The 25,957-nt window shown below is 59.0% G+C and carries 22 protein-coding genes and 1 tRNA gene; 19 read left to right on the top strand and 4 right to left on the bottom strand.

From position 1 onward, the window contains the following. The first annotated feature begins 29 nt into the window (after window positions 1–29). Window positions 30–1,223: an MFS transporter gene (locus GH769_RS06490; RefSeq protein ID WP_032903472.1), complete on the top strand. Its 1,194-nt coding sequence runs from the start codon at window positions 30–32 to the stop codon at window positions 1,221–1,223. Here the strand turns inward: GH769_RS06490 and GH769_RS06495 are convergent. Both GH769_RS06495 and GH769_RS06500 read right to left on the bottom strand, forming a co-directional pair. Further along, window positions 1,186–1,458, bottom strand: coding sequence for a DUF1652 domain-containing protein (locus GH769_RS06495; protein ID WP_003190355.1), 273 nt, complete (start codon window positions 1,456–1,458; stop codon window positions 1,186–1,188). The two genes, GH769_RS06490 and GH769_RS06495, sit on opposite strands and share 38 nt — an antisense overlap. A gap of 102 nt (window positions 1,459–1,560) precedes the next feature. Continuing rightward, window positions 1,561–3,057: a PAS domain S-box protein gene (locus GH769_RS06500; protein WP_032903473.1), complete on the bottom strand. Its 1,497-nt coding sequence runs from the start codon at window positions 3,055–3,057 to the stop codon at window positions 1,561–1,563. Between the two features lie 203 nt (window positions 3,058–3,260). On the opposite strand from GH769_RS06500, the gene GH769_RS06505 reads away from it, so the two are divergent. From GH769_RS06505 to GH769_RS06545, 9 genes are all read left to right on the top strand, one after another. Beyond that, window positions 3,261–4,229, top strand: coding sequence for a hypothetical protein (locus GH769_RS06505; protein WP_019821429.1), 969 nt, complete (start codon window positions 3,261–3,263; stop codon window positions 4,227–4,229). A gap of 78 nt (window positions 4,230–4,307) precedes the next feature. Continuing rightward, entirely contained in the window at window positions 4,308–4,928 is a 621-nt protein-coding gene (locus GH769_RS06510; protein WP_003190361.1) for a hypothetical protein, read from the top strand. Window positions 4,929–5,175: 247 nt separating this feature from the next. Beyond that, entirely contained in the window at window positions 5,176–5,517 is a 342-nt protein-coding gene (locus tag GH769_RS06515; protein WP_032903474.1) for an FKBP-type peptidyl-prolyl cis-trans isomerase, read from the top strand. Window positions 5,518–5,528: 11 nt separating this feature from the next. Then, window positions 5,529–6,128, top strand: coding sequence for a GNAT family N-acetyltransferase (locus GH769_RS06520; protein ID WP_032903475.1), 600 nt, complete (start codon window positions 5,529–5,531; stop codon window positions 6,126–6,128). Between the two features lie 434 nt (window positions 6,129–6,562). After that, on the top strand, window positions 6,563–9,268 hold the full coding sequence (gene mgtA / locus GH769_RS06525; RefSeq protein ID WP_032903476.1) for a magnesium-translocating P-type ATPase: 2,706 nt from the start codon (window positions 6,563–6,565) through the stop codon (window positions 9,266–9,268). Between the two features lie 167 nt (window positions 9,269–9,435). Beyond that, the gene (locus GH769_RS06530) at window positions 9,436–10,152 is read left to right on the top strand and encodes an MgtC/SapB family protein (protein ID WP_019821435.1); all 717 of its coding nucleotides are present in this window, start codon (window positions 9,436–9,438) and stop codon (window positions 10,150–10,152) included. 289 nt (window positions 10,153–10,441) lie between these two features. Further along, complete coding sequence (locus GH769_RS06535; protein ID WP_014717992.1) at window positions 10,442–11,068, top strand: response regulator transcription factor; 627 nt, start codon at window positions 10,442–10,444, stop codon at window positions 11,066–11,068. A gap of 53 nt (window positions 11,069–11,121) precedes the next feature. Further along, window positions 11,122–14,694, top strand: a complete 3,573-nt coding sequence (locus tag GH769_RS06540; RefSeq protein WP_019821438.1) for a transporter substrate-binding domain-containing protein — start codon at window positions 11,122–11,124, stop codon at window positions 14,692–14,694. A 134-nt stretch (window positions 14,695–14,828) separates the two neighbouring features. After that, entirely contained in the window at window positions 14,829–15,251 is a 423-nt protein-coding gene (locus GH769_RS06545) for a hypothetical protein (protein WP_032903477.1), read from the top strand. 290 nt (window positions 15,252–15,541) lie between these two features. Here the strand turns inward: GH769_RS06545 and GH769_RS06550 are convergent, their stop codons facing one another. Then, entirely contained in the window at window positions 15,542–16,621 is a 1,080-nt protein-coding gene (locus GH769_RS06550; protein ID WP_032903478.1) for a 3-deoxy-7-phosphoheptulonate synthase, read from the bottom strand. Window positions 16,622–17,449: 828 nt separating this feature from the next. Between GH769_RS06550 and GH769_RS06555 the strand changes: the two genes are divergently transcribed. Then, the gene (locus GH769_RS06555) at window positions 17,450–18,199 is read left to right on the top strand and encodes a carbon-nitrogen hydrolase family protein (RefSeq protein WP_032903479.1); all 750 of its coding nucleotides are present in this window, start codon (window positions 17,450–17,452) and stop codon (window positions 18,197–18,199) included. Continuing rightward, window positions 18,200–18,646: a GNAT family N-acetyltransferase gene (locus tag GH769_RS06560; protein ID WP_032903480.1), complete on the top strand. Its 447-nt coding sequence runs from the start codon at window positions 18,200–18,202 to the stop codon at window positions 18,644–18,646. Between the two features lie 35 nt (window positions 18,647–18,681). Here GH769_RS06560 and GH769_RS06565 read toward each other — a convergent pair whose 3' ends face one another. Continuing rightward, window positions 18,682–18,921, bottom strand: coding sequence for a DNA-binding protein (locus GH769_RS06565; protein WP_003190382.1), 240 nt, complete (start codon window positions 18,919–18,921; stop codon window positions 18,682–18,684). Between the two features lie 82 nt (window positions 18,922–19,003). Here GH769_RS06565 and GH769_RS06570 point away from each other — a divergent pair, with 82 nt between their 5' ends. The 7 genes from GH769_RS06570 to GH769_RS06600 all read left to right on the top strand — a co-directional run bounded on the left by GH769_RS06570 (window position 19,004) and on the right by GH769_RS06600 (window position 25,661). Beyond that, a complete protein-coding gene (locus GH769_RS06570; protein ID WP_003190384.1) occupies window positions 19,004–19,369 on the top strand; it encodes a helix-turn-helix domain-containing protein in 366 nt (121 codons plus the stop codon). 151 nt (window positions 19,370–19,520) lie between these two features. Continuing rightward, complete coding sequence (gene uvrY / locus GH769_RS06575) at window positions 19,521–20,162, top strand: UvrY/SirA/GacA family response regulator transcription factor (RefSeq protein WP_003190387.1); 642 nt, start codon at window positions 19,521–19,523, stop codon at window positions 20,160–20,162. Between the two features lies 1 nt (window position 20,163). After that, window positions 20,164–21,987, top strand: a complete 1,824-nt coding sequence (gene uvrC, locus GH769_RS06580; protein WP_019821446.1) for an excinuclease ABC subunit UvrC — start codon at window positions 20,164–20,166, stop codon at window positions 21,985–21,987. A 32-nt stretch (window positions 21,988–22,019) separates the two neighbouring features. Next, complete coding sequence (pgsA, locus tag GH769_RS06585) at window positions 22,020–22,580, top strand: CDP-diacylglycerol--glycerol-3-phosphate 3-phosphatidyltransferase (protein WP_003190391.1); 561 nt, start codon at window positions 22,020–22,022, stop codon at window positions 22,578–22,580. A gap of 60 nt (window positions 22,581–22,640) precedes the next feature. Further along, window positions 22,641–22,716, top strand: a tRNA-Gly gene (locus GH769_RS06590). 222 nt (window positions 22,717–22,938) lie between these two features. Then, window positions 22,939–24,780 (top strand): integrase arm-type DNA-binding domain-containing protein, encoded by a 1,842-nt coding sequence (locus GH769_RS06595; protein ID WP_153649498.1) that lies wholly within the window; start codon window positions 22,939–22,941, stop codon window positions 24,778–24,780. Window positions 24,781–25,010: 230 nt separating this feature from the next. After that, the gene (locus GH769_RS06600) at window positions 25,011–25,661 is read left to right on the top strand and encodes a hypothetical protein (protein ID WP_153649499.1); all 651 of its coding nucleotides are present in this window, start codon (window positions 25,011–25,013) and stop codon (window positions 25,659–25,661) included. The last annotated feature ends 296 nt before the right edge of the window (window positions 25,662–25,957 follow it).

Consider the following 25,957-nt stretch of genomic DNA (forward strand, 5'->3'; position numbering starts at 1 on the left):
TCGCGTTACCTTTGAAGAACGAGAGCAGGATGCTTGCCACCATCAGAAACTACCCCCGCACTGTGAACCTGTTGCTGTGCGCCACGTTGCTGCTGACGCTGGCCAAGGCCATCACCTTTCCTTATCTCGTGATCTACCTCACCAGCCACTTCGCCTTGGACATTACCCAGGTCGGCCTGGTAATCGGCAGTTCGCTGATCGTCGGTTCACTACTCAGTGTCTACGGCGGTTTCCTGGTCGACCGCATCAATAGCTATCGCCTGTTGCTCGGCTTGAGCCTGGTGTTTGTACTGGGGTTTATCGGTACGGTGCTGGCGCAGAATATCTGGGCGTTCTATGGCTGCCTGATCCTGATCAACCTGGCCTACGCCGTCATTGATATTGCGGTGAAAGCCGGCTTCGCCAGCCTGCTGCCCGAAGACGCGCGCAGCGAAGTATTTTCCATCAAGTACACCCTCACCAATATCGGCTATGCCGTAGGGCCGTTCTTTGGCGCGATGGTGGCCAAGCTGGATATCAGCCTGCCGTTTATTCTGTCGGCGCTGTTGGGGCTGGGGTTTTTTCTGCCGTATGGGCGCTGGGGTGACCGTAACTTGGCCACGGTGGACGCCACGCAAAAGCCGCTGCCGTTCCTTGCCGTCGCCCGCGTTTTGCTGCAGGACCGTCGCTTAGTGTGCTTCACCCTCGGCGGTTTACTCAGCGCGGTGGTGTTCGGCCAGTTCACGGCCTATCTGTCGCAATATCTGGTGACCACCACGACCGCCGAATACACCTACACGGTGATCAGCGCGGTGCTGACCACCAACGCCGTGCTAGTGATTGCCTTGCAGTACCTGATTGGCCGGCGCATCTCGCACCGTTACCTGAGCCAGTGGCTGATCGCTGGCTTGAGCATGTTCATGCTGGGGTTGATCGGCTTCGGGCTGTCCACCAGCGTGGTGGGCTGGGTGCTGGCGATGGCGGTGTTCACCGTCGGGGAGATCATCGTGTTCCCGGCCGAGTACATGTTTATCGACCGAATTGCCCCGGACCACCTGCGGGGCATGTATTACGGGGCGCAAAACCTGTCCAACCTTGGTGCCGCGCTGGGGCCGGTGCTGTGTGGGCTGGTGTTGGCCAGCCTGCCGGCCCATTACATGTTCTACATGCTGGGGGCGTTTATCGTCGCAGGTGGGGTGTTTTATTTCATGGGAGCGGCGATAAAGGCAAATCATCCAGCGTGAGCTTGCCGACGTTGTTGCTTTGCAGCTCGTAGCGCAATTCATCCACCATTTTCGCTACTTCCTGCGGGGTCTGCAGGCGGTTGGTGCTGATGCCAGTGACCACCAGGTCGACGCGGCCGGTCTCGGCATCATAGACCTTGAGGGTCAAGGACGCGTCCCGGCACAGGGTGAATTCGCACGTCAGCGGTGACAGGCCTTCTTCGATGCAGTTGCGCAGCTGAGAGAGGGTAAACATGCGGGTTCCTTCTAGGCATAAATACGATCCCTTGAAGGTTATTGCTTGCACCGCCGCTCAATAAGGCGAATTCGCACTAGACGCACTAGTGCATTTGCAGGGTCAGGGCTTGTTTTTCAGGCGCAAATCACCGGCAAACAGCCCGCGTTCACGAGCCCAGACGATCGCTGCACTACGGCTGTGCACCCCCAGCTTGGAATACACCGTGGCCACATGGTTACGCACGGTGTTGGGCGCCAGTTTCAGGCGCGAGGCGATCTCTTTGTCCGCCAGGCCCTCGCAGATCAGGCCCAATACATCGCGCTCGCGGGCGGTGAGGTCGGTGAAGGAAACATTCGGCAGGTTGGGGCTGTTGACGCTCTTGGCGTTGGCCAGCTTCTCGATCAGGGTCTGGCTGAACCAGGACGCGTCTTGCATGACTTCCTCGATGGCCGCCACCAGTTCCAGCTCCGAGCGTTTGCGCTCGGTGATGTTCATCAGCACCATCAGGTAGCAGGGCACGTCCTGGATAATCACGGTGTCGGCGGATACCACGCAGTCGATCACCTCGTTGCCTTTCTTGCGCACCTTGAGGTCCTGGCCTTCAAGGTTGCCGGCTTTTTCCAGGGTGGCGAACAACTGCGCGCCGGCCTGGGGGCTGTCGATGAAGTTGATGTCTTCGATGGATTTGCCGATCAGTTCCTCGCTGATATAGCCGGTGATGCTCATGAAGGCTTCGTTGATGTCTACCACCTGGCGGTTGTCGGCACTGCATACCAGGGTCGGCACGGGCGTCAGGCGGAAGGATTTGGCGAAGCGTTCTTCGCTCTGGCGCAGGGCGATCTCGGCTTTACGCCGTGGCTCCAGGTCGGTGAAGGAAAACAGCATGCAGTCTTCCTCGTTCATGTCCAACGGTTGGCCGGCGACGATCACCAGTTTGCTGCCACCTTCGGGCAGTCTCAGTTCGGCCTGCATCTGCGGGATGGTCGCGCCTTCGCCCAGGCGCTGGATCGCCAGGTCCTTGCGCTCGGCCTGTTCCAGCACATCCAGTTCATACACGGATTTGCCGATGACCTGGTCGCGGTTGTAGCCGGTCATCTCCAAAAAACCCTGGTTGACCTTGATGTAGCGCAGGTCGCTGAGGCGACAGATCACCGCGGGCGCCGGGTTGGCGTTGAAGGTTTTCTCAAAACGTTGCTCGGCGCTGGCCCATTCGGTGGCGTCGCTGAGGATCAGCACCAGCAACTCCGGCTCACCCTGGGCATCGGTCAGCACCAGGCTGCGCAGGCGATGTACCCAACTGCGGTGTTCGTCGTCGGCGGGCGTGACTTCCACCACCACATCGCTGAACTCTTCACCGGCAGCCACGCGGCTGAGGGGGTAGCTGTCCAGTGGCAAGGGATGGTTGTTGCGATAGCGCAGGGCAAAGCGCTTGGCGTACGCCTCGGTATTGGCGCCCAGTTCCTTGACCTCGCTGACCCCATGCATGGCCAACGCCGCTTCATTGGCCCACAGAATGGTCTGGTCGACCTCGGCCAGAATCACACCGTCGGACAGTCCCGAGATGATGGTCTGCAGTTGGCGGCGGTTGGTTTCTTTGGCGAGAACATCCTGGGTCATAACGTCTCCGATTAGGGCAGGGCAAGGCACATTGGGTTACGACATCCTGGCGTCAGGATAGTGCAGAGTAATTGCCCACGGGGCAGTGCGAATGCACCAGGGCGCCTGGTGCATATGGGCCAGGACTGAACGTATGTCGTTTCGCCACACTCACACCCATCAAGGCGCATTGCCTTGCTCCTCAATTTGAAAAGGACCTTTGTATGACCACTGTCTATGAAACCAATCGATCGCTGTTTCGAGTGTCGTGGAGCTCGGTATTGGCCGGTAGTGCAATCGCACTGGTCACCTACCTGGTTTTGAGCGTGTTGGGCACCGCCATTGGCGCCAGTGCCGTTGACCCGATGGAAGCGGGCAACCCGTTGAGCGGTTTTGGCACGGGTGCGGGTATCTGGCTGTTTGTATCGACACTGGTCGCCATCGCGTTGGGCGCCTTCGTGGCCGGCCGCACCGCGCCGGATCGTGGCGGTCTGCATGGGGTGCTGACCTGGACCTTGACCACCTTGCTCACCACTTGGCTGTTGGCGGGCCTGGCTTCCAGCGTAGTCGGTACGGCCGGCAACGTGGTGGGTAAAGGTCTGTCTGCTGCGGGCAGTGGCATTGCTGCCGCCGCGCCGGGGATTGGCAATAGCATCAAACAGCAGTTGAACGAGCAGGGTATCGAGCTGGACTGGAACAGCCTGCAAGGCCAACTGGATACGTTGCTCAAGCAGAGCGGCAAGGCTGAACTGGACCCTGCCAATGTCGAGCAGAAAGCCGATCAGGCAGCTGCCGATGGCAAGCAGTCGGCTACCGATGCAGCGACCAATCCTGCCCAGGCCGGTGATGAGCTCAAGCAATGGTTCGAACGTGTGAAAGCGTCCGGCGAGCCAGCATTGAATGCAGCGGATAAAGAGGCGCTGGTCAACATCGTCGCGGCCCGCACTGGCAAGAGCAAAGAAGAAGCCACCCAGATCGTCGACAACTATGCCCAGGCTTATCAGCAAGCCATGCAAAAAGTCGATGAGCTGAAAAAACAGGCTGAACAGAAAGCCCGTGAAGCCGGTGAAGTCGCTGCCAAGCAACTGTCCCGCGCCGCCTGGAGCACCTTGGCCATGCTGCTGTTGGGTGCGGCGTTGAGCTTCTTTATTGGTCGTATCGCGCTGACTACCCGTCGCGTGCCTTTGGCTTAAAGATGTCTGCGGCAAGGACGCCGCCTGTGTGAAGGGGTAAAATGCTGGCATTTTACCCTTATCCCACAAAGGTGACCCTTGAGCGCAGGCAAAGCCGTCGGACTGTTATTACTCACTTCCCTGTTGGCAGCGTGCGGCACCTCGCCGCCACGCACGCCCAACGACCTCTGCGGTATCTTGCGCGAAAAAGACGACTGGTACGACGCCGCCAAGGTCACGCAAAAGCGCTGGGGCGTACCGATCCAGGTGCCGTTCGCCATCATGTATCAGGAGTCGGGCTTTCGCCACGACGCCAAGACCCCGCGTAAATACCTGCTGTGGATCATCCCTTGGGGTCGCGTCTCCACCGCTTCCGGCTATGCCCAGGCCAAGGATGAAGTATGGAACGACTACCGCAAAGCCACCGGCCGCAGCGGCGCTGATCGCGAAGACTTCGACGACGCGATCGACTTTATCGGCTGGTACATGGATAAGACCTACACCATCAACGGCGTCTACAAATACGATGCCTACGGCCAGTACCTGAACTACCACGAAGGCTGGGGCGGCTACCGCCAGCGCACCTACGCCAGCAAAGCCTGGCTGCCGCCGGTAGCGAGCAAGGTACAGGCGCGTTCGCAGATGTATGCGCGCCAATATGCCGGGTGCAAGGATGAGTTGGGGCGTGGGTTCTGGAGCCGGTTCTGGCATTGGTTGTAAAGGCTTTTGGATGCACGCAGATCCAATTGTGGGAGCTGGCTTGCCTGCGAAAGCGGTCGTGCAGTCACAGATGCATTGACTGACACACCGCCTTCGCAGGCAAGCCAGCTCCCACATTGGATTGCGTTAACGCGGCTGTATGCATTCCAGCGAACGATCTACCATCACGCTGGCCATTCCCCTGCACTTGCCAAACCCATCCGATTCTGGGAAAACCCCAGCCTTTGACCCCTTCAATGAGAACCCCATGAGCAACGATGAACTGCAGGTCACAGACATCCGCCTGGGCGACGGCAAAGCCGTGGTCAAGGGCGCGCTGATCACCACCCAATACACAGGCACCCTGGAAGATGGCACGGTGTTCGATTCCTCCTGGGAACGGGGCAAACCGTTTCAGTGCGTGATCGGCACTGGCCGCGTGATCAAGGGGTGGGACCAGGGCTTGATGGGCATGCAGGTTGGCGGCGTGCGCACGTTGTATGTACCCGCGCACCTGGCCTATGGCGAGCGCTCGATGGGCGCGCATATCAAACCCAACAGTAACCTGCGCTTCGAGATTGAATTGCTGGAAGTGCTGACGCGGGATTGAAGAGGTTGAACATGGACGTTGATCTACATCTGTTGCCTGGCAGCTCCTTGGAAGGCATTCGGGTGGTTGAGCTTTTGGGTTGCGATGAGGCTGAGTTGCAGCAGTTTTTTGAACAGGCACCCGATTACTTCATCGCGGTGAATGGCGAACCGGCTACCCCGACCGAAGCACGGGAAGAGTTACGCGGCCAATTGCCCGCTGGCTGGCATTGCAGTCGCCTGTACTGGCTGGGTTACCGCGATGCGCAGGGCCACTTGGTCGCCGTGGTGAATATCGCCGCTGATTTGCTCGCCACCGGGGTGTGGCACATCGGGTTACTGCTGGTGCATGCGCGCTGGCACGGCAGCGGGCTGGCGCAGCGTTTGCACACCGGCCTTGAGGCGTGGGCGGTGGCAAAGGGCGCTCAGTGGCTACGGCTGACGGTAGTGGTGGGCAATACCAGAGCCGAGCGTTTTTGGCTCAGGCTTGGCTATGTACAGGTGCGCACCCGTGAGGGGATCACGATGGGCCGGCAGGTGAATAGGGTGTCTATCCAAGTGAAGGTTGTGGCTAGCGCGAGCATTGAAAACTACCTGGCGCTGGTCGAACGGGATTGCCCAACGTGGGGTTGAGAAAGGCGTTCCTGAACCCATCCTGAAGAATTTTCTTATTCACCATGCAGGCACTTTCCTACGGTTTACTCTGGCAACATCGGGGCGTAAGCTTCGCGCGTTTTCATCAATAGCGGAGACCCTCAGTGGGTACTTGTTCGAGTGACAGTCGTCGGCCGGTTTCGGTAACCGGCCTCTTGGCAAGGTAACGCGCATTTTCCAGATGCCGTTGTCTCGCCTCACAAAGCGAGAAGCGGCATCCCGGCGGTGACCAGTCCTGGCACCCGCCTGATTCCCTCTCATCGACGCTGACCAGCACCTGGGTAACGCCTGGATGCTACGGACGCGCCTGCCTGTTACGGCGGGCGGGCCAGGTTCGGCTGTGCCTGTGTGACGGGCGCGGTGTGGACGGGCAGTGCCTGCACGACGGTTTTTCCTCGCGCAGGAGTTACACCATGAACCTCACTTTGCTCAAAGAGTTCTTCGCCGGTTTCCTGCGGACCCGGCATATCGCCCGGCATTTTCGCCGCCTGGCGATGCTAGAGACCGTGACCGATGCCAGTGTCAGCCGCGAAGTACCGCCCAGCCTGGCGCAGACACTGGTGGCGTCTGCCAACCGCAGCACTGTGCAATTGCTGGGCGTGCTGGGCAGCCACACCGAGGGGCTGAACACTCAGGAGGCCGACGCCCTGCGCGTGCAGTACGGCCTCAATGAAGTCGAGCACGAGCAGCCGCTGCCGTGGTGGGTGCACCTGTGGCATTGCTACAAGAACCCGTTCAACCTGCTGCTGACTCTGTTGGCGGTGATCTCCTGGCTGACCGAAGACATGAAGGCCGCCACGGTGATTTTCTCCATGGTGGTGCTCTCGACCCTGTTGCGCTTCTGGCAGGAGGCCAAGTCGAACAAGGCCGCCGACGCCTTGAAGGCCATGGTGAGCAACACCGCGACGGTGCTGCGCCGCGATGCTGCCAAGCGCATTGAACTGCCGATCAAACAACTGGTGCCAGGCGATCTGATTGTATTGTCGGCCGGCGACATGATCCCCGCGGACTGCCGCGTGCTCAGCGCCAAGGACCTGTTCGTCAGCCAGGCGGCGATGACCGGTGAATCCATGCCGGTGGAGAAGTTTGCCCACCAGCAGGACGCCCACACGCGCAACCCGCTGGAGCTGGAAAATATTCTGTTCATGGGCACCAACGTGGTGTCCGGCGCCGCCACGGCGGTGGTCCTGGCCACCGGCAACAGCACGTATTTTGGTGCCTTGGCGCAACGCGTCACGGCGACAGACCGTGCGACCACCTCGTTCCAGCAGGGGGTTAACAAGGTCAGTTGGTTGCTGATTCGCTTTATGTTCGTGATGGCGCCGCTGGTGCTGTTCATCAACGGCTTCACCAAGGGCGACTGGACCGAGGCGTTGCTGTTCGCGCTATCGATTGCGGTAGGCCTGACCCCGGAAATGCTGCCCATGATCGTCACCTCGACCTTGGCCAAGGGCGCGGTGTTTCTGTCGCGCAAGAAGGTCATCGTCAAGCGCCTGGACGCGATCCAGAACTTCGGCGCCATGGACGTGCTGTGCACCGACAAGACCGGCACGCTCACTCAGGACAAGATTTTCCTGGCGCGCCATGTGGACGTGTGGGGCCAGGAGTCGGACGACGTGCTGGAAATGGCCTATCTCAACAGCTACTACCAGACCGGCCTGAAAAACCTGTTGGATGTGGCCGTGCTCGAGCATGTGGACATCCATCGTGAGCTGAAAGTCGGTACCGCGTTCCACAAGGTCGACGAGATCCCATTCGATTTCAACCGCCGCCGCATGTCGGTGGTGGTGGCCGAGGAGCACCAACCGCACCTGTTGATCTGCAAAGGGGCGGTGGAGGAAATTTTGTCGGTGTGCAATCGCGTGCGTCATGGTGACGTCGATGAGGCACTGACCGACGAACTGCTGGCGCGCATTCGCCAGGTGACGGCGGCTTTTAACGAAGAAGGGCTGCGGGTAGTGGCGGTAGCGGCGCAGCCGATGCCGGCAGGGCGTGATACCTACAGCCTGGCGGATGAAAACAACCTGACGCTGATCGGCTATGTGGCATTTCTCGACCCACCCAAGGAAAGCACCGCCCCCGCCCTCAAGGCCCTGAAGGCCCACGGCGTGGCGGTGAAAGTGTTGACCGGCGACAACGAACTGGTCACGGCGAAGATCTGCCGCGAAGTGGGTCTTGCGCAACAAGGCTTGCTGATGGGTAACGACATCGAGGCGATGAGCGACGCCGAACTGGCCCTGGCGGTGGAAACCACCAATGTGTTTGCCAAGCTCACCCCCAGCCACAAGGAACGCATCGTACGGCTGCTCAAGGCCAACGGACATGTGGTCGGCTTTATGGGCGATGGCATCAACGACGCTCCGGCGTTGCGCACGGCGGATATCGGGATTTCGGTGGACAGTGCGGTGGACATCGCCAAGGAAGCGGCTGACATCATCCTGCTGGAGAAGAGCCTGATGATCCTGGAGGAGGGCGTGCTGGAAGGCCGGCGCACCTTCGCCAACATGCTCAAGTACATCAAGATGACCGCCAGTTCCAACTTCGGCAACGTGTTTTCGGTGTTGGTGGCCAGTGCCTTTATCCCGTTTTTGCCGATGCTGCCGATGCACCTGCTGGTGCAAAACCTGCTGTATGACATCTCGCAGATTGCGATTCCGTTCGACAACGTCGATGACGAGATGCTTGCCACGCCGCAACGCTGGCAGCCCGGGGAAGTGGGACGTTTCATGTTGTTCTTCGGGCCGATCAGTTCGATCTTCGACATCACCACGTTCGCACTCATGTGGTATGTGTTCGATGCCAACACTCCAGACCACCAGACGCTGTTCCAGTCCGGCTGGTTCGTGGTGGGGCTGCTGACCCAGACCCTGATCGTGCACATGATCCGCACGCCGAAAATCCCGTTCCTGCAAAGCCGTGCAGCGCTGCCGTTGATGCTGATGACCGGCGTGATCATGGCCGTGGGGATATTCCTGCCGATGGGGCCTTTGGCGCACTACTTCAAATTGCAGGCGCTGCCGTCGCTGTACTTCGTGTTCCTTCCGGTGATTTTGCTGGCGTACATGGCGCTGACACAGGCGGTGAAGGGCTACTACATCTGCAGGTTTGGCTGGCAGTAACAGGTCCCGTGCAACATCGCCAAACCCTGTGGGAGCCGGGCTTGCCCGCGATGACGGTGTATCAGTCGCCAGACTCATGGGTCGGTGTACCGCTATCGCAGGCAAGCCAGCTCCCACAGGGACCTGCGGTGTTTTTCAATTTGTCGCTGCATTCATGGAGATTTTTTATGCAGGCAATCAACAACATCAACCTCAACTCCCTGGTCGACACCGTGGTCAGCCTCAGCGCTGCGTTTATTCTCGGTGGCCTGATCGGGTTCGAGCGCCAGTACCGCCAACGCACCGCCGGCTTACGTACCAATGTGCTAGTGGCGGTAGGCGCGGCGATCTTTGTCGACATGGCCAACCGCCTGGGCGGTGCGGAAGGCGCGGTGCGCGTGGTCGCTTACGTGGTGTCGGGCATCGGCTTTTTGGGGGCGGGTGTGATCATGCGGGAGGAGGGCAATGTACGCGGGCTTAACACTGCCGCCACCCTCTGGGCTTCGGCGGCGGTGGGCGCCTGCGCCGGGGCCGATCTGATCCTCGAGGCTTTGCTGGGCACGCTGTTTGTGCTGGCGGCCAACACCTTGCTGCGGCCGATCGTCAATAACATCAACCGCCAACCCTTGGACGTGGTGTCGGCAGAGGTCACCAATATCCTCTATGTCATTGCGCGCCGCAGTCAGCAACAGGCGGTGATGGCATTGCTGGAAGCCGAGTTGGCCCGCTGCAACTACCCGGCCAGTGATGTCGATGTGCGGCCATTCGGCAGCGACGAAGTGGAAATCGAGGCCATCCTGGCCGCCACGTCGGTGGATGGCGATGAACTGGATGCACTGGTGGCGCGCCTCTCAACATCAACCCTGGTGGTACAGGCTTTCTGGAGCCCGAGTACCACCGATTGATCTCCTTTGGGCTGGCCAGGATTGGCTAAGCTTGTTTGTGGAAAAATCCTACATGTAGTCCGGATTATCCCTTCAGTTGAAACATCATTGCGTTGCTAAGGTTGGGCACTTGCGGCTGTTGGGTCGTTGAGGTCCGGCGTCCGTGGTTATGCTGAGTTAATTGAAGGGGCCAGACACCGCCTCGTTACCGTCCTCAGAAGGCAGCGCCGCTCGTCGGAACTGTCAGTTCTCACAGGTACCCAGGTCCGGTGTGATGTGTAAGGGTATTTTGTCCACATAGGGAAGTTTTATGAGCAAAGCATTAATTGTGGATGACCATCCGTTTATCCGGGCGACGGTCAAATATCTCCTGAAAGTGGAGGGGTTTGATGAGATTTTCCAGGCAGGGGATGGCGCAGATGCCATGCAGTTGGCGAGGGAGCAACGTCCCGAGCTGATTATCCTCGACCTGGCGATGCCTAAATTAGGCGGGTTGGAGGTTATCAGCCGCATCAAGGCGTTGGGCCTGCCATGCAAGATTCTGGTACTGACCTCCTACCTGGCGGTGTTTTTTTCTACCCGCTGCATGCGTTCCGGTGCCATGGGGTTCGTCGCCAAGACCGGTGAACTGGATGAGCTGCAAAAGGCTATCAAAGCCATCATGTCGGGCTACAGTTGCTTCCCCAGTTTGCCGACCAGTTCGGTGCGTCGCGACGATCTGCAAGAAACGGAACGGCAGATGATCGACTGCCTGTCGGATCGTGAATTGACCGTGTTGCAGATGCTGGCCCTGGGGCTGGGTAACAAGGAAATCGCCGAGCAAATGCTGCTGAGCCACAAGACTATCAGTACCTACAAGACTCGACTCAAGGAGAAGTTACGAATGTCCTCGGTAGTGCACTTATCCAAGTTTGCCCAGCGCAACCATCTGATCTGATCCGAACTGAAATGGTCACCACCGCGTTGATGAGGTTCGCCACGGTCCTTTGGATGAGCCTGTTACCCCTGATCGCGGTGGCCCTCGAAGAGCCTCACGCTTTGCGGCTGTTGGGGCACTCACATATCGAAACCCCGCAAGTGACGCTGGACGAGGCCGACTGGCGTTGGCTGCGTGAGCGGCGCTCATTACTGATGGGCGTCTCGGCGCCCGATTACGTACCTTTTGACTTGACTAACAACAACGACGAGCTCGAAGGTATCACGGCCGATTTTGCCGCATTGGTCGGCCAGGCCCTGCATATCTCCATCGAGGTTCGGCGTTACGACACACGCGATGAAGTGATCGAGGCCCTGAAGCAGGGAGCGGTGGATTTCCTCGGTTCCGCCAATGGCTATGAAGCGGCCGATCCGCAACTGCTGTTGTCTCGCTCTTATGCCAACGATCAACCGACCCTGGTGACCCGCAGCGGTGACAGCCAAGTGTTGAATGATGACCTGGCCGGCAAGCGCGTGGCGATGCTGTATCACTATATGCAGCCCGACGCCGTACGGGCGTTTTACCCCCAGGCCCAGCTGGAACTGTTTGCCTCGACCTTCGAAGCCATTGGTGCCGTGGCGTTTGGTCGTGCCGACGTCTACCTGGGGGATGCCATCAGTAGCAACTACCTGATCAATCGCAACCACCTCAACAATGTACGCATGGCGGATTTTTCCGGCCTGGAAGTCAATCCGTTTGCGTTTGCCGTCACCCGGGAAAATACGCGTTTACTGCCCATCCTCAATGCTGCGCTGGAGGCGATTCCCGCCAGCGAGCAGATGGAAATTCTACGCCGCTGGAGCGGGGGTAACCTGGGCATAATCGGCGTTGACCGGCTGCACTTGAGCGCCAGTGAACAACGCTGGGTGCAGAAAAATCCACGGGTCAGGGTCGCGGTGCTCAATGATTTCCTTCCCTTATCGTTTATCGGCGATCAAGGCCAATTTGAAGGGCTGAGTGCCGAAGTGCTGTCGCGCATCAGCTTGCGTACCGGCTTGAAGTTCGATGTGGTGCCAGGCAGTTCGTTGCCGCGCCAGATCAACATTGTCAGCGCGGGCACGGCGGACATGCTGGCGGTCGTCACGCCTAGCGTGGAGCGGGCTGATAAAGTGCGCTTTACCCGGCCCTACTTGACCAACCCCTTTGTGCTGGTTACCCGCGACGGTCCGCACAGCCCGCTCACGCTGGAGGACATGGTCGGCAAACGCCTGGCCATGGTGGTTGGCAATGGGCTGCACGATGAGATAGCGCAGAATTTTCCAGGCGTGATCTTTGTCGACGTGGAGACCCCCCAGCAAGCCATGGCGCTGGTGGCCAATGGTGACGCCGATGGCGCGGTCAACTCATTGATTAGCGCACGCTATCTGATCAACCGGTATTACCGCGACCGCTTGCGTGTCACCAGTACGGTCGGCACCGAGCCTGCACGCGTGACCTTTGGGGTCAACCGCAGTCAACTGGAGTTGTATTCGATCCTCGACAAGGCACTGCTGAGTATCACCCCGCAGGAAATGGACGAGTTGATTGGCCAGTGGCGCAGCGAGGTCATCATCGAGGACAGTTACTGGTTGCGCTATCGCAACGTGATTCTTCAAGGCTTTGGGTTGGCGGCGCTGTTGTTGGCCGTCACGCTGGGCTGGGCCATTTACCTGCGCAGCCTGATTCGCAAGCGCCTGCAGGCCGAGCGGGCGCTGAGCGATCAGATGCGGTTCATGAGCGTATTGATTGACGGCACGCCGCACCCGATTTACGTGCGTGATCGCCAAGGGAGGCTGATGGCCTGCAATAACGCCTACCTCGACGTGTTTGGCTACAAGCTTGAAGACGTGATCGGCAGGACGGTGGTGGAAACCGACGTCGAAAACCCGCCACAGGCCCAGTCGTTTCATGAGGATTACCTGCGCTTGATGGCTGGGGGCGAGCCGCAGATTCATGATCGAATACTCAAGGTGCCCAACGGCGATGTGCTGACCATTTACCAGTGGATGCTGCCGTACCGCGACGGCGACGACAAGGTGGTGGGTATGATTGCCGGTTGGGTCGACGTGAGCGAGCGGCACCGGTTGCTCGGCCAGCTACAGGAAGCCAAGGACGATGCCGACGCCGCCAATCGCGCCAAGACTACCTTTCTGGCGACCATGAGCCACGAGATCCGCACGCCCATGAATGCCGTGATCGGCATGATTGAGCTGGCGTTGAAAAATGCCGAACAGGGGCGGGTCGACCGCGACGCCCTGGAGGTGGCCTCGGTGGCTTCGCGGGGGATGCTGGAGTTGATCGGCGATATTCTCGATATCGCGCGGATCGAGTCCGGGCACTTGTCGCTGACCCTGGAGCCCGCCAACCTGCATGAGCTGTTGGCGTCGGTCGCACGGGTGTTCGAGGGGCTGGCCCGAGCCAAGGGGTTGGCGCTGCAGGTTGAATTGGACCCGCTGATTGACCAGGCGGTGCTGGTCGATCCGCTGCGATTCAAGCAAGTGGTGTCGAACCTGCTGAGCAATGCCATCAAGTTCACTCCCCATGGGCAGGTCAGCCTGGTTGCACGGGCGGTGGTAGAGGGCGATCGCTTGGCCGTGCAATTATGGGTGCAAGACACCGGCATTGGAATTAGCGTCGCCGACCAGCAGCGGCTGTTCAGCGTGTTTATCCAGGGCAGCAACAATCAGCAGTCGGCACGCAGCGGGTCTGGGCTGGGGTTGGTGATCAGCCGCAGCTTGTGCGAAATGATGGGCGGCCAATTGCACTTGAGTAGTGTGCTGGGGCATGGCACTCGGGTGGACGTGACGTTGGCCCTGGCCATGACCGCCACGCTGCCGGCCCCGATTGAGCCTGTGCAAGAGGCGGCGCCTGAGGGCCGTGCGCTGAGCATTCTGGTGGTGGACGACTACCCGGCCAATCGCTTGCTGCTGGCTCGACAGTTGAGCTTTCTGGGCCACCGTATCGTCACGGCCGAAGACGGTGTGCAAGGGCTGGAGCAGTGGCGAGCGGGGCAGTTCGATGGCGTCATTACCGATTGCAACATGCCCTTCAAGAACGGCTATCAGCTGGCACAGGACATTCGCGCGCAAGAGCGTGAACAGGGTCTTGAACCCTGCCTGTTGCTGGGGTTCACCGCCAACGCCCAGCCGGAGGAAGCTGAGCGCTGTCGGCAGGCGGGCATGGATGGGTGCCTGTTCAAGCCAACCGGGCTTGACGACTTGCGGTCGGCGCTGGCCTCGCGTTTGGCAGACGCGGGCCCGCAGCCTGTTCCGACATTCGACTTGAGCACACTCGTCGCGCTGACCGGCGATGATCACGCAGCGCTTGTCGGATTGTTGGCGCCGTTGCTTAAAAGCCTGGGGGAGGACCGTGCCTTGCTGCCACGCCTGGCAAGCCAGGCAGATTTTGCCAAGCTGCACGACCTGGCCCACCGTGCCAAGGGCGGCGCGCGAATGGTCAAGGCAAACCTATTGATCAGTGGGTGTGAAGCATTGGAGGCCGCATGTGAACAGCGCGACCGTCAGGCATTGGGGCCCGCGGTTGACGGCGTGAACGAAGCGCTTGATGTTTTGCATCGTGGCTTGAAAGCTTATTGCAATCAGCCCTGACTGCGGTTGATCGCCATTCGGGAAATTTGGGAAAACTCTTACACAAACCGGGAACATGCCTGATTTTGTCGTCGGCATATGTCTGGAGAATGGGCTGCGCTCACTGCCGAGCACTGCCTGCCCAGGGGTTTGCCATGCCGAACAAAGCACTGACCATCCTGATTGCCGATGAACAGCATCTGCAACGCTTGTACATCGAGAAAATGCTCAACCAGTTGGGTTATTACCGGATCGTGCCGGTGCAAACATTCGAAGAGGTGCGGATTCTCACTGCCATTCCTGCCGAACCCTTCGACGTGCTGATAATCAATGCGGGGCTGATGGCCCAAGCCCATGAGCCTCTGCCCCAGGTGCGTCATGTACTCGTCTACGAGCATCTGGACCTGGGCGCCCCTTGCGGCGTAACGCCGGCTGTGCGAGTGCGATTGCCGGGTGTGCCGGACCACGTCAACCTCGAACACTTCATGGACATCGTCGACCCCTGCGAGACTGCCAACGGCCTGCGGGTATTGCCGTGGCTTCGAGAGCTGTCCCGCATGCCGGTGGCCCGGGCCTAGTCCACAGCCATTGTTTGTAGGAGCTCGCTCGCGAAAAACTCGCAGGCGCTGCGTTTATTCAGGAAGCACGCGTTATCGTTGACGTTTTTTTGCGAGCAAGCTCGCTCCTGCACGAAGGCGATTCAAGGGTGCATCGTGTTTACCGTATGCCACGAAATCTACGGGCCAGTTCAATCTTCGCAGAAGCAGGCAAGAGAAGGCATCGAGCACACGCCACTACCGGCCCATGCTCGCCCACTGCAGGAGTTTGCCAAACAGAAATTCCAGGCCGATCTAATGTTTTTCACCGATCAGTCGGCTTTGCCGTGTTCCCGCAAACGCTCGGCGGCACTGCGTAACAACTGCTCGGTCCCGTCCCAACCCAGGCAACCATCGGTCACCGAAACGCCGTATTTCATCGACGCGCTCAGCGGCTGGCAGCCTTCGAACAGGTGACTCTCAAGCATCATGCCGACCAGCGAGGTATCACCTTGCAAGCGCTGCTCAAGCACGTCATTGAATACCGCCGGTTGGCGCAGCGGGTTCTTGCCGCTGTTAGCATGGCTGCAATCGACCATGATTCGTGGCGCTACTTTGGACTTGGCCAGGTCATGCTTTACGTCGGCCACGCTTTGCGCATCGTAGTTGGGCCCACGATGGCCGCCGCGCAGCACCAAATGAGTGTCGGGGTTGCCGGGCGTCTGGATGATCGCCGGGTGGCCCTGGCTGTCGACGCCGAAATGACGATGCGGGTGAGAGGCTGAGCGCATTGCATCGCAGGCAATGGCGACGCCACCGTCGGTGCCGTTTTTGAAGCCCACGGGCATGCCCAGGCCGCTGGCCATTTCGCGGTGAATCTGCGATTCGGTCGTGCGTGCGCCAATGGCGACCCAAGTGAGCAGGTCATCGAAGTAGCCGGCGGCCATGGGTTGCAGCAACTCGGTGGCCACCGGCAGGCCCAGGCGCAGCATTTCACGCATCAATTGGCGGGACAGGGTCAGGCCGGCGGCCATGTCATCGCTGCCGTCCAAGTGCGGATCGTAGGCCAAGCCTTTCCAGCCCACAGTGGTGCGCGGTTTCTCGACGTAGGCACGGATCACCAGCAGCATCTGGTCGCTGACTTCAAGCGCAAGCTTCTTCAGATTGCGCGCGTATTCCATGGCCGATTCCGGGTCGTGGATCGAGCACGGGCCGACAATCACCAGCAAGCGTGAATCTTCGCCATTGAGGATGGCGCGCACGGCTTGGCGATGGGCGTGGACTTGTTCGTTGAGGAACGGGCTGAGCGGGAGTTGGTGCTTGAGTTCAAGAGCGCTGGGCAAACGCTGGGTCAGGGCTTCATTAGCGCTGTTGAGGGCAGAGACGGGCAAAGCGGCGACGGAGGAGTTCATATTCAAGGCTTCCTGGGCAAGCGGCGGGCGATTCCCGCACGCTTGGCCTACTGGGGTGTTCGACAATTGGCCGTATCGGCTACGTGTGTTGGCTTGCCACCACGGGGTGACCGGTCGGAGGCGGCAGGCTGTCCCGAACGGAGCTGGCTAAATCGCCATGCAGTGCAAGTGTCGTAGCGGTAATAGGTGGCGTAGTTCATGGTGTGATTCCTTTAAGTGAGCGTGAAAAACAAATTGTCAGGCGCTGAAAAAACAAAACCCCCGGTCGGGGAGCCGACCGGGGGTTTAGATTTCTCTGGTAGGCGACCCCTTGAGTAGTGGGCGCCGATTTCAGGTATCAGGCGCGCCAGTGGCTAAACCAATACCCAAAATAAAAGCCGGCCAGTGCGCTCGAACCATTCACGCGGGTAGCCGACACCGAGCGCAAGGCGCTGGCAGCAGGGCAAACCTGAGTGTGGGTGAGTGGCAACATGGGGCTCTCCAAATGATGGGGGGAGCTTACTAGAGGCGTGCGGGTGGATTCAATCAGTAATTTCTATCGCGTGGCAGTACTTACCGCTATGGGCATAGGTATCTACACAACGTTGCTGCGACGCTGGACCTGTGGCGAGGGAGCCTGCTCCCGTGACGGCCTGACAGCCGGCGCTGATCTGGCTGAGGCACCGCGATCCAAATGTGGGAGCTGGCTTGCCTGCGAAGACGGCCGGACCGTCAACACAGTTGGACCGTGTACATATCCATTCCTGCGGTAACGGCGATACCTATGCCGCTATGGGGCAAGTGTGGATATGCTGACGGCTCTCAAACAATGATTGCCAGGACGCGACCATGACTGCCTTGACCCTTGCTGCGGCGCAAACCGTTTCCATCCCGGGCGATATCGCTGCCAATATCCAGCGGCACCTGGCGTTGATGCGGGCCGCGGCTGAACAGGGTGTGCAATGCCTGGTGTTTCCAGAACTGTCACTGACAGGCTACGAGCCGTTCCTGGCGGCCGATTTGGCCATCGACCCGCAAGACGCCGTGTTGACGCCGTTGCGTGAACTGGCGCGGGAGCTGCAGTTGACGGCCGTGGTGGGCATGCCGGTGCGCTTGACGCCAAAAACAGGTGTGCTGATCGGCGCGCTGGTGCTTGAGGCGGACGGTTCAGTAGGCGTCTACACCAAGCAGCATCTGCACCCCGGCGAAGAGCTGGCATTTGCTGCGGGGAAGGGCGGCGAGCCCCTGGAATTGGCAGAGGAGCGCATCGCGCTGGCGGTGTGTGCGGACTTTTCCCAGGCCAGCCATCCACGCCAAGCGGCGGCAGCGGGCGCCACAGCGTATGCCGCAAGCGTACTGATCAGCGAGGCAGGCTACGCGGCGGACAGTGCTTTGCTTGAAGGCTATGCGTCCCAGCATGGCCTGTTGGTACTGATGGCTAACCATGGTGGCCCGTCCGGAGGCTGGGCTTGTGCGGGCCGCAGTGCAATTTGGACCGCCGATGGCAACTTGCTTGTTGCCGCCCCCGGTGTCGGCGACGCGTTGGTGATCGCCCGTCGCGACGGCGGGCAGTGGACCGGCCAAGTGGTCGCCCTCTGAATGAGGTTTCATTTGCGCCGGGCCATCGAGCAGGACCTGCCGTTTGCCCGCACCCTGACCCAGCAGGCCATGAGCCATTACTACCGTCAGAACGGCTTGTTGTGGTCCAGCGACGGCTTCGACGTGGCCTGGGCGGGCCGCGAGAACTGGCTGATCTGCAACGATGACGTCGTCATGGGCTTTATCAGCCTGAGCCGCGATGGCAAGGCCCTGTATATCCGCGAGCTGCACCTGCTGGAATGCTGGCGCAAGCAGGGCGCGGGCACATGGGTGCTGGAGCAAATGGCGCTCAAGGCACGCGTCGAGGGCCTGGGCTTTCTACGTTTGACGGTGTTCAAGACCAACCCGGCAAGAAGGCTGTATCAGCGCTTGGGGTTGAGCATTGTCGGTGAAGAGGATGGCTTCTGGCGGATGGAGCGTGAGTGTCGCGCACTCACATCGGACTAAAACATGCACGTCCTACAAATAAGCGCATACTGCTGTCAGTTAGTGCTTTGTTCGTCGTGGGATTGAGCTCTTGGCTCATCCACGATAACGCCCTCTTTCATGCCCAGAAGTACCGCCACTTTATGGGCTTCTCCACGCCGTCCCTTTTTGCGCCCGGAGAGCACTTGATACGTGGTTGCCGGGTCTACGCCATGTTCCCGGGCGAACGCTTGAACTGACTTTCCTTGATGTTCCAGCCAGGCCTTGGCTTGTGCAGCAGTACGGATTCCGGGCATAGTTCAAAACCGTTCAAGTTTGTTTAACGAAGTGATGGTGTGACACCTCTTGGGGTGTGCCAATTTAGGATCATACATCCAAATGAGTGGAATCGGTTCGCGCTTAAGGCAAGAAAGAGAGCGACTTGGCCTGTCGCAGAAAGTTTTTGGAGAAATTGGAGGCGTTGAAGCGAACGCCCAAGGCAAATATGAAAGCGGTGGTCGTGCACCCAAGGCCGACTATTTGTCTCGCGTCGCCGAAAAAGGTGTGGATATCCTGTACGTGTTGACCGGCAGCCCAACGCCGATCCAGCTGGATAACCTGAGCAAGATCGAAGAGAAAGTGCTGGGCAATTACCGAGCGATGTTCAAGGAAGACCAGGACGCAATCCGTCGCTTGACCAGTACCTTGGCTGAGCATTCATCCGTGGTGAACGGAAAAGCCAAGTCGCCCCCCCAGGAATCCTGACCTTTAGCCCAGGAAACAGGGCTGTTCGCCAGCCGGCGAACAGCCGCAGCACGTTTAATCTCTATATATATGACACTTGCAACTAGGTCTGCGCCTTGGTTTTTTGCTAAGGTGTTCAGCAACCTATAAGACCATATCGCGAGGTGTCTGCTTGATTAGGGTGCTAGTAGTCGATGACCATGATCTCGTTCGTACAGGCATTACACGAATGCTGGCTGACATCGACGGCCTGCAAGTAGTCGGCCAGGCGGAGTCGGGGGAGGAATCCCTGATCAAGGCCCGGGAGTTGAAGCCCGATGTGGTACTGATGGACGTCAAGATGCCTGGGATTGGCGGTCTTGGTGCCACGACCAAGTTATTGCGCAGCCATCCGGACATCAAGGTCGTGGTGGTCACGGTGTGCGAGGAAGACCCGTTTCCCACCCGTTTGCTGCAAGCCGGTGCCGCCGGCTACCTCACCAAGGGCGCAGGCCTGGCCGAGATGGTGCAAGCCATTCGCCTGGTATTTGCCGGCCAGCGTTACATCAGCCCGCAGATTGCCCAGCAATTGGCGATCAAGTCGTTCCAGCCCACCAGCGATTCGCCATTTGATGCGCTGTCGGAGCGGGAAATCCAGATCGCCCTGATGATCGTCGGTTGCCAGAAGGTGCAGACCATCTCTGACAAGCTGTGCCTGTCGCCCAAGACCGTCAATACCTACCGTTATCGTATCTTCGAGAAGCTTGCCATCAGCAGTGATGTTGAATTGACCCTGCTCGCAGTGCGCCACGGCATGGTGGACGCCAGCGCCTGACATGACCACACCGTTTGATCCGAGTGCCTTTCTCTCCACCTGCAGTGGCCGCCCCGGCGTGTACCGCATGTTCGACAGCGAGGCGCGCCTGCTTTACGTGGGCAAAGCCAAGAACCTGAAGAACCGTCTGGCGAGCTACTTTCGCAAGACCGGCCTTGCGCCGAAAACCGCCGCCCTGGTGGCGCGTATCGCCCAGGTCGAAACCACCATCACCGCCAATGAAACCGAGGCGCTGCTGCTTGAGCAGACGCTGATCAAGGAATGGCGGCCGCCTTACAACATCCTGTTGCGTGATGATAAATCCTACCCTTACGTGTTTTTATCCGACGGCAACTTTCCCCGCCTGAGCATTCACCGCGGGGCAAAGAAGCAAAAGGGCAAGTACTTCGGGCCTTACCCCAGCGCCGGGGCGATTCGTGAAAGCCTGAGCCTGCTGCAAAAAACCTTTTTTGTGCGTCAGTGCGAAGACAGCTTCTACAAGAACCGCACCCGGCCGTGCCTGCAATACCAGATCAAGCGCTGCAAGGCGCCCTGCGTGGGGCTGGTGGAACCTTCGGAGTACGCCGAGGATGTGCGCCATTCGGTGATGTTCCTCGAAGGGCGCAGCAACGCACTCACCGATGAGTTGTCCGGGGCCATGGAGCAGGCCGCCAGTACCCTGGATTTCGAAAAGGCCGCCGAACTGCGCGACCAGATCTCCCTGCTGCGCCGTGTCCAGGACCAGCAAAGCATGGAAGGCGGCACCGGTGACGTTGACGTGATCGCCGCGTTCGTCAACCCGGGCGGCGCCTGTGTGCACCTGATCAGCGTACGAGGCGGGCGGGTATTAGGCAGCAAGAACTTCTTCCCGCAGACCGGTATCGACGAAGACGTGGCGGAGGTCATGGCCGCATTCCTTGGCCAATACTACGTCAGCAGCCCTGAGCGCGACCTGCCGTCTGAACTGATCGTCAACGTGGTGCACGAAGACTTCCCCACCTTGATCGAGGCCATCCACGAGCTGCGCGGCCGCGAGCTGGACATCAGCCACCGCGTACGCGGCACCCGTGCTCGCTGGCAGCAGCTGGCCGTGACTAACGCCGAACAGGCCCTGGGCGCGCGGCTGGCGAACCGACAGCACGTCGCTGCACGCTTCGACGCCCTGGCCGAGGTCCTCAACCTGGACGAGCCGCCCCAGCGCCTGGAGTGCTACGACATCAGCCACTCCAGCGGCGAGGCCACAGTGGCCTCTTGCGTGGTATTCGGGCCGGAAGGGCCGATCAAGGCCGACTACCGGCGCTACAACATCGAAGGCGTTACCGCCGGCGATGACTATGCCGCCATGCACCAGGCGCTCACGCGGCGATTCAGCAAGTTGAAGGACGGGGAGGGCAAGCTCCCCGATATCCTGCTGGTAGACGGCGGTAAGGGCCAGTTATCCATGGCCCGTGACGTGCTCAACGAACTGGCGGTGCCCGACCTGATCCTGCTCGGTGTGGCCAAGGGCACCACGCGCAAGGCCGGTTTCGAGACGTTGTACTTGAATGATGCCGCCCATGAGTTCACGTTGAAGGGCGACTCACCCGCACTGCATCTGATTCAACAAATCCGCGACGAAGCCCACCGTTTCGCCATTACCGGCCACCGCGCCCGCCGTGGCAAAACCCGGCGAACTTCAACCCTGGAAGGGGTGGCAGGGGTTGGCCCGACGCGGCGTCGCGACTTGCTTAAACATTTTGGTGGCTTGCAGGAGCTCTCCCGTGCCAGCATTGACGAGATAGCCAAAGCACCCGGTATCAGTAAAAAGCTCGCTGAATTGATTTATGCCAATCTGCACAGCGAATAGAATGCCTTCTCACCTCGTAGCCAGTTGTGCCGATGAATATCCCTAATCTGATCACCGTACTACGCGTCCTGCTTATCCCGATTTTCATATTGTTGTTCTATTTGCCGTATGAATGGAGCTACGTCGCGTCCAGTTCGGTATTTGCCTTCGCAGCCGCCACCGACTGGCTCGACGGCTACCTGGCCCGCCGCCTGGAGCAGAGCACGCCCTTCGGCGCGTTCCTCGACCCCGTGGCCGACAAACTCATGGTGGCCGTCGCCCTGGTGCTGCTGGTACAGGAACACGGCAACCTGTGGCTGACCCTGCCGGCCGCCGTCATCATCGGCCGCGAGATCGTCGTCTCGGCCCTGCGCGAATGGATGGCCGAAATCGGCGCCCGCGCCCACGTGGCCGTCTCCAACATGGGCAAATGGAAAACCGCCGCGCAAATGCTCGCGCTGGTGATCCTGCTGGCCAACCCGTCGGACTTCTCGTTCTGGGTCCTCACGGGCTACGCCTTGCTGCTGGTCGCGGCCGGCCTGACCCTGTGGTCCATGCTGCAATATCTGCGTGCGGCCTGGCCCCATCTGCGAACCACCGTTGAAAAGAAATAAAACTTTTTTGAATCAAGGGGTTGACGGGTGCTGAGGATTCTATAGAATGCGTATCACCAAGCGGGAATAGCTCAGTTGGTAGAGCACGACCTTGCCAAGGTCGGGGTCGCGAGTTCGAGTCTCGTTTCCCGCTCCAAATATTGCGCTACAGAGTTCCACTGAATTCTGTAAGTGATTGAAATCAGGGCCTTTAGGCCCTTTTTTCGTTCCGGCGGGAACCACTGAAATCCAGCACTATCCGGTGCGTTTAAGTCCAGAATTGAGTCCAGGATTCTGACGAGCACTGAATCGGTTTAATGCTGGAGCAGATTGTGTGGCGAGATGAGCATCTGGCCCTGACTCTGTTCAGGAGCTCGCGATGGCACTCTCAGAAATGACAGTTCGGCATGCCCGAATCACCGGTAATGACTACACCCTCGGTGACAGTGATGGTCTCACTCTCAATGTGACGGCCAGGGGCGGAAAAGTCTGGCTCTTCCGTTACTACTGGGCAGGCAAGCAGAAGCGCATGTCCTTGGGTTGTTACCCACAAATCTCCCTCAAAGAAGCGCGTACACGACGTGACGATGCGCGCGCCTTGGTTGCCCAGGGCATCAATCCCTATGAGCATCGTAAACAACAGCGACTTGCTGTTCATGCTGCGAAGGAGCACACCTTCGAGGCCGTGTTCAATCAGTGGGTAGCGTTCCGCAGGCTAAGCCTGAAGGAAGGGCGCCAGAGCACGCTCTCGCAGATCTTGAGAATCTTCAATAAGGACGTCCTGCCCACGCTGGGCGGACGCTCCATCTACGATATCAATCGTCACGATCTATTGGATTTGCTGAGCAGGATCGAACAGCGCAAGGCCTTAACGACTGCCGAAAAATGCCGGACCTGGTTCAACCAATTGTTCCGCTATGCGCTGGTGAAGATCGAGGGGCTGGAACACAACCCAGCTTCAGACCTTGATGTAGTTGCACTCCCCAAACCTCCGGTTACGCACAATCCATTTCTTCGTATGGACGAGCTTCCGGGATTGATGGCTGCTCTTCGAAGCTACGGCGGTGCCAACCAAACTCGGCTTGGCCTTCGGTTGTTGTTGCTGACCGGTGTCCGCACGGGCGAATTGCGGTTGGCAACACCCGACCAGTTCGATCTGGAGAAGCGTTTGTGGGTCATACCGGCGGAGGTGGTGAAGCAGCTCCAGTTAGCGATGCGAAAGCCGAGTAAGCAGATCCAAAACGTACCGCCCTACATCGTGCCGCTGTCGGTGCAGGCGCTCGAGATCGTGCGTCACTTGCTGGACCAGGTTGTCCCGGCACAGCGCTACTTGTTTGCGCATCGAAGCGACCTGAGCAAGCGCATCAGCGAGAACACGCTGAATGGCGCCTTGCGCCGGATGGGGTATGCCGATCAACTCACCGGTCATGGCATGAGGGCGACGATCTCGACGGCGCTGAACGAGATCGGATACCCGAAGGTGTGGGTGGATGCTCAGCTTTCTCATGCCGATCCGGACAAGGTGAGTGCGGCCTACAATCACGCGGAATACGTGGAGCAGCGCCGGACGATGATGCAGGATTGGGCGAACCGACTGGACCTGTGGGGGCAGGGCCAGCTGAAAGCGGCAAGCTCTCCGCTTACTATTCGTTTAGAGGGCGCAGCTTCTTTACCTTCGTTGGAAAGCGCGAACACAAACGCCGTTCTGTACAGCAGTGGCTTACCAGGGACGACGGTCTTAGCCTCTAAAAAGTCCGTCAGCAACGAACCGGTCCTTAACGCGGATCAGTATTCACCTGTCCTACCTGCTTCAACGCAGACTGAACAGCTGCGCGAACCCCAAGTATCAGACATACAACGTCAGCGCGCCGAGATGCTCGCCACCTATGAAGCTTCGAGTAATCTGCCGCTGCTTGTCTTCGCCAAATTGGCAGGCAAATCCAGAGATCAGATCAACCGCGATATCAAGGCTCGGCGCCTGCTATCCCTGAGCCTGGGGAATCGCGGTCAGCGCATTCCCGATTGGCAACTTGATCCACTGCGGCACAAGTTGGTACTTGCTGCGTTAGGGCGGTTTCCGGATGTCGATGCATGGAGGCTTTATCGGACGGTCTGTGAGCCTCATGAGCGACTGAAGGGGCGTTCGCCAATCGATGTGCTCACATTGGAGAATTTCGACGTGACTGCACGAATCGTTTGCAGTGCTCTGAGCCCAAGCTGAGGTGCTGTCTTCGAGCGGTGATACCGGATGGCACTGTGCTTATATATAGCAACGCAGTCAAAACCAGAACCGGCCATAAGTGTTCGGACGCTGTCACTTGGCAGGACGCTTGCGGCCTTCCCGACAGGAAGGCCGCTGGCGTACAAAAAAGCTCCATGACTCCCGTGGAGTGTGCGCCAGTTATGCATAACGGTGTACTGTGAGTGCTGGCTAGTCGTAGAGGTGTTTTCATGTATCAGGTGCTTGGTATTCAAAAGTGTCTTAGTTACTTCGCCCTATTGTGTTTCATTGTTTTCGGGGGGCTGAGCTTCTGGCGCCTGCCTGAGGTGTTCAGTGGCTTTTCTGCTTTTTGGTCAGTAACCAAGGTGGCGGTAGGCGTTTCAACGGTCGTCCTGCTTGGCGTGGGTCAGACACCTATGTTCCCTTGGATCTGCAAGCTGCCCTTTCTTCGGAATTTTTTCCCACCTATTGATGGGGACTGGCTGGTAACCATCCGGTCGAACTGGAACGTGGTCAGGCAGCTATCGGGCCAACCGACTGGCGAAGCGCTTTTTGAAAAGCAAGGCAAGGTCACCATTACATCCCGCTTGTTCGGCATACGGATGAAGTTTCAGTCTGATGATAAATACTCAAAGTCGAGCACCACGATTGTGGGAGTACGGCGCGATCCAGAGCACGGAACCATTGAACTCAACTATTCATACCTTAACGTCACCCGAAATCCGGAAGTAACGGATAGCGGCTGCCATCTCGGTTCGGCGCGATTGGAGGTTCATGACGGGGATGGGGGGGTAACTCTTGATGGGGAGTATTGGACGAATCGGAACTGGAACAAGGGCTTAAACACGGCGGGTATGATTTTCTTTGAGCGACTGAAGTAATTCAATCGCTGCCTCGGCCATTCGCTGGCTAGCTCAGGCTGGGCCGATCATTTGAGCCACCTTCCAAAAAGGAGCGAGTTCTGCTGGAGCTTCCTTCTAAGCAGGGCAGATTCTATTTGCAAACTGTGGGGGATTCCCGAGTGCCTTTGATACATCTCCTGAAGCTTCCTGGCTAGGGTGTTGCCTCCGCCGCAGTGGGCCCAGGGTTCCTGCCACTGCTAGTCCAGCTGCTGAGTAGCGATAGCACAATATGTAGTGTCTTCTATCTGTATTAGTCCATGTATTGCACAATATGT

The sequence above is a fragment of the Pseudomonas sp. CFSAN084952 genome (genome assembly GCF_009648855.1).
Taxonomy (GTDB): domain Bacteria; phylum Pseudomonadota; class Gammaproteobacteria; order Pseudomonadales; family Pseudomonadaceae; genus Aquipseudomonas; species Aquipseudomonas paracarnis.

What these genes read in the sequence shown, in the direction of transcription:
- GH769_RS06490 (WP_032903472.1), top strand. Translation starts at nt 30, where the DNA reads ATGCTTGCCACCATCAGAAACTACCCCCGCACTGTGAACCTGTTGCTG.
- GH769_RS06495 (WP_003190355.1), bottom strand. Translation starts at nt 1,458, where the DNA reads ATGTTTACCCTCTCTCAGCTGCGCAACTGCATCGAAGAAGGCCTGTCA.
- GH769_RS06500 (WP_032903473.1), bottom strand. Translation starts at nt 3,057, where the DNA reads ATGACCCAGGATGTTCTCGCCAAAGAAACCAACCGCCGCCAACTGCAG.
- GH769_RS06505 (WP_019821429.1), top strand. Translation starts at nt 3,261, where the DNA reads ATGACCACTGTCTATGAAACCAATCGATCGCTGTTTCGAGTGTCGTGG.
- GH769_RS06515 (WP_032903474.1), top strand. Translation starts at nt 5,176, where the DNA reads ATGAGCAACGATGAACTGCAGGTCACAGACATCCGCCTGGGCGACGGC.
- GH769_RS06520 (WP_032903475.1), top strand. Translation starts at nt 5,529, where the DNA reads ATGGACGTTGATCTACATCTGTTGCCTGGCAGCTCCTTGGAAGGCATT.
- mgtA (WP_032903476.1), top strand. Translation starts at nt 6,563, where the DNA reads ATGAACCTCACTTTGCTCAAAGAGTTCTTCGCCGGTTTCCTGCGGACC.
- GH769_RS06530 (WP_019821435.1), top strand. Translation starts at nt 9,436, where the DNA reads ATGCAGGCAATCAACAACATCAACCTCAACTCCCTGGTCGACACCGTG.
- GH769_RS06535 (WP_014717992.1), top strand. Translation starts at nt 10,442, where the DNA reads ATGAGCAAAGCATTAATTGTGGATGACCATCCGTTTATCCGGGCGACG.
- GH769_RS06540 (WP_019821438.1), top strand. Translation starts at nt 11,122, where the DNA reads ATGAGCCTGTTACCCCTGATCGCGGTGGCCCTCGAAGAGCCTCACGCT.
- GH769_RS06545 (WP_032903477.1), top strand. Translation starts at nt 14,829, where the DNA reads ATGCCGAACAAAGCACTGACCATCCTGATTGCCGATGAACAGCATCTG.
- GH769_RS06550 (WP_032903478.1), bottom strand. Translation starts at nt 16,621, where the DNA reads ATGAACTCCTCCGTCGCCGCTTTGCCCGTCTCTGCCCTCAACAGCGCT.
- GH769_RS06555 (WP_032903479.1), top strand. Translation starts at nt 17,450, where the DNA reads ATGACTGCCTTGACCCTTGCTGCGGCGCAAACCGTTTCCATCCCGGGC.
- GH769_RS06560 (WP_032903480.1), top strand. Translation starts at nt 18,200, where the DNA reads ATGAGGTTTCATTTGCGCCGGGCCATCGAGCAGGACCTGCCGTTTGCC.
- GH769_RS06565 (WP_003190382.1), bottom strand. Translation starts at nt 18,921, where the DNA reads ATGCCCGGAATCCGTACTGCTGCACAAGCCAAGGCCTGGCTGGAACAT.
- GH769_RS06570 (WP_003190384.1), top strand. Translation starts at nt 19,004, where the DNA reads ATGAGTGGAATCGGTTCGCGCTTAAGGCAAGAAAGAGAGCGACTTGGC.
- uvrC (WP_019821446.1), top strand. Translation starts at nt 20,164, where the DNA reads ATGACCACACCGTTTGATCCGAGTGCCTTTCTCTCCACCTGCAGTGGC.
- pgsA (WP_003190391.1), top strand. Translation starts at nt 22,020, where the DNA reads ATGAATATCCCTAATCTGATCACCGTACTACGCGTCCTGCTTATCCCG.
- GH769_RS06595 (WP_153649498.1), top strand. Translation starts at nt 22,939, where the DNA reads ATGGCACTCTCAGAAATGACAGTTCGGCATGCCCGAATCACCGGTAAT.
- GH769_RS06600 (WP_153649499.1), top strand. Translation starts at nt 25,011, where the DNA reads ATGTATCAGGTGCTTGGTATTCAAAAGTGTCTTAGTTACTTCGCCCTA.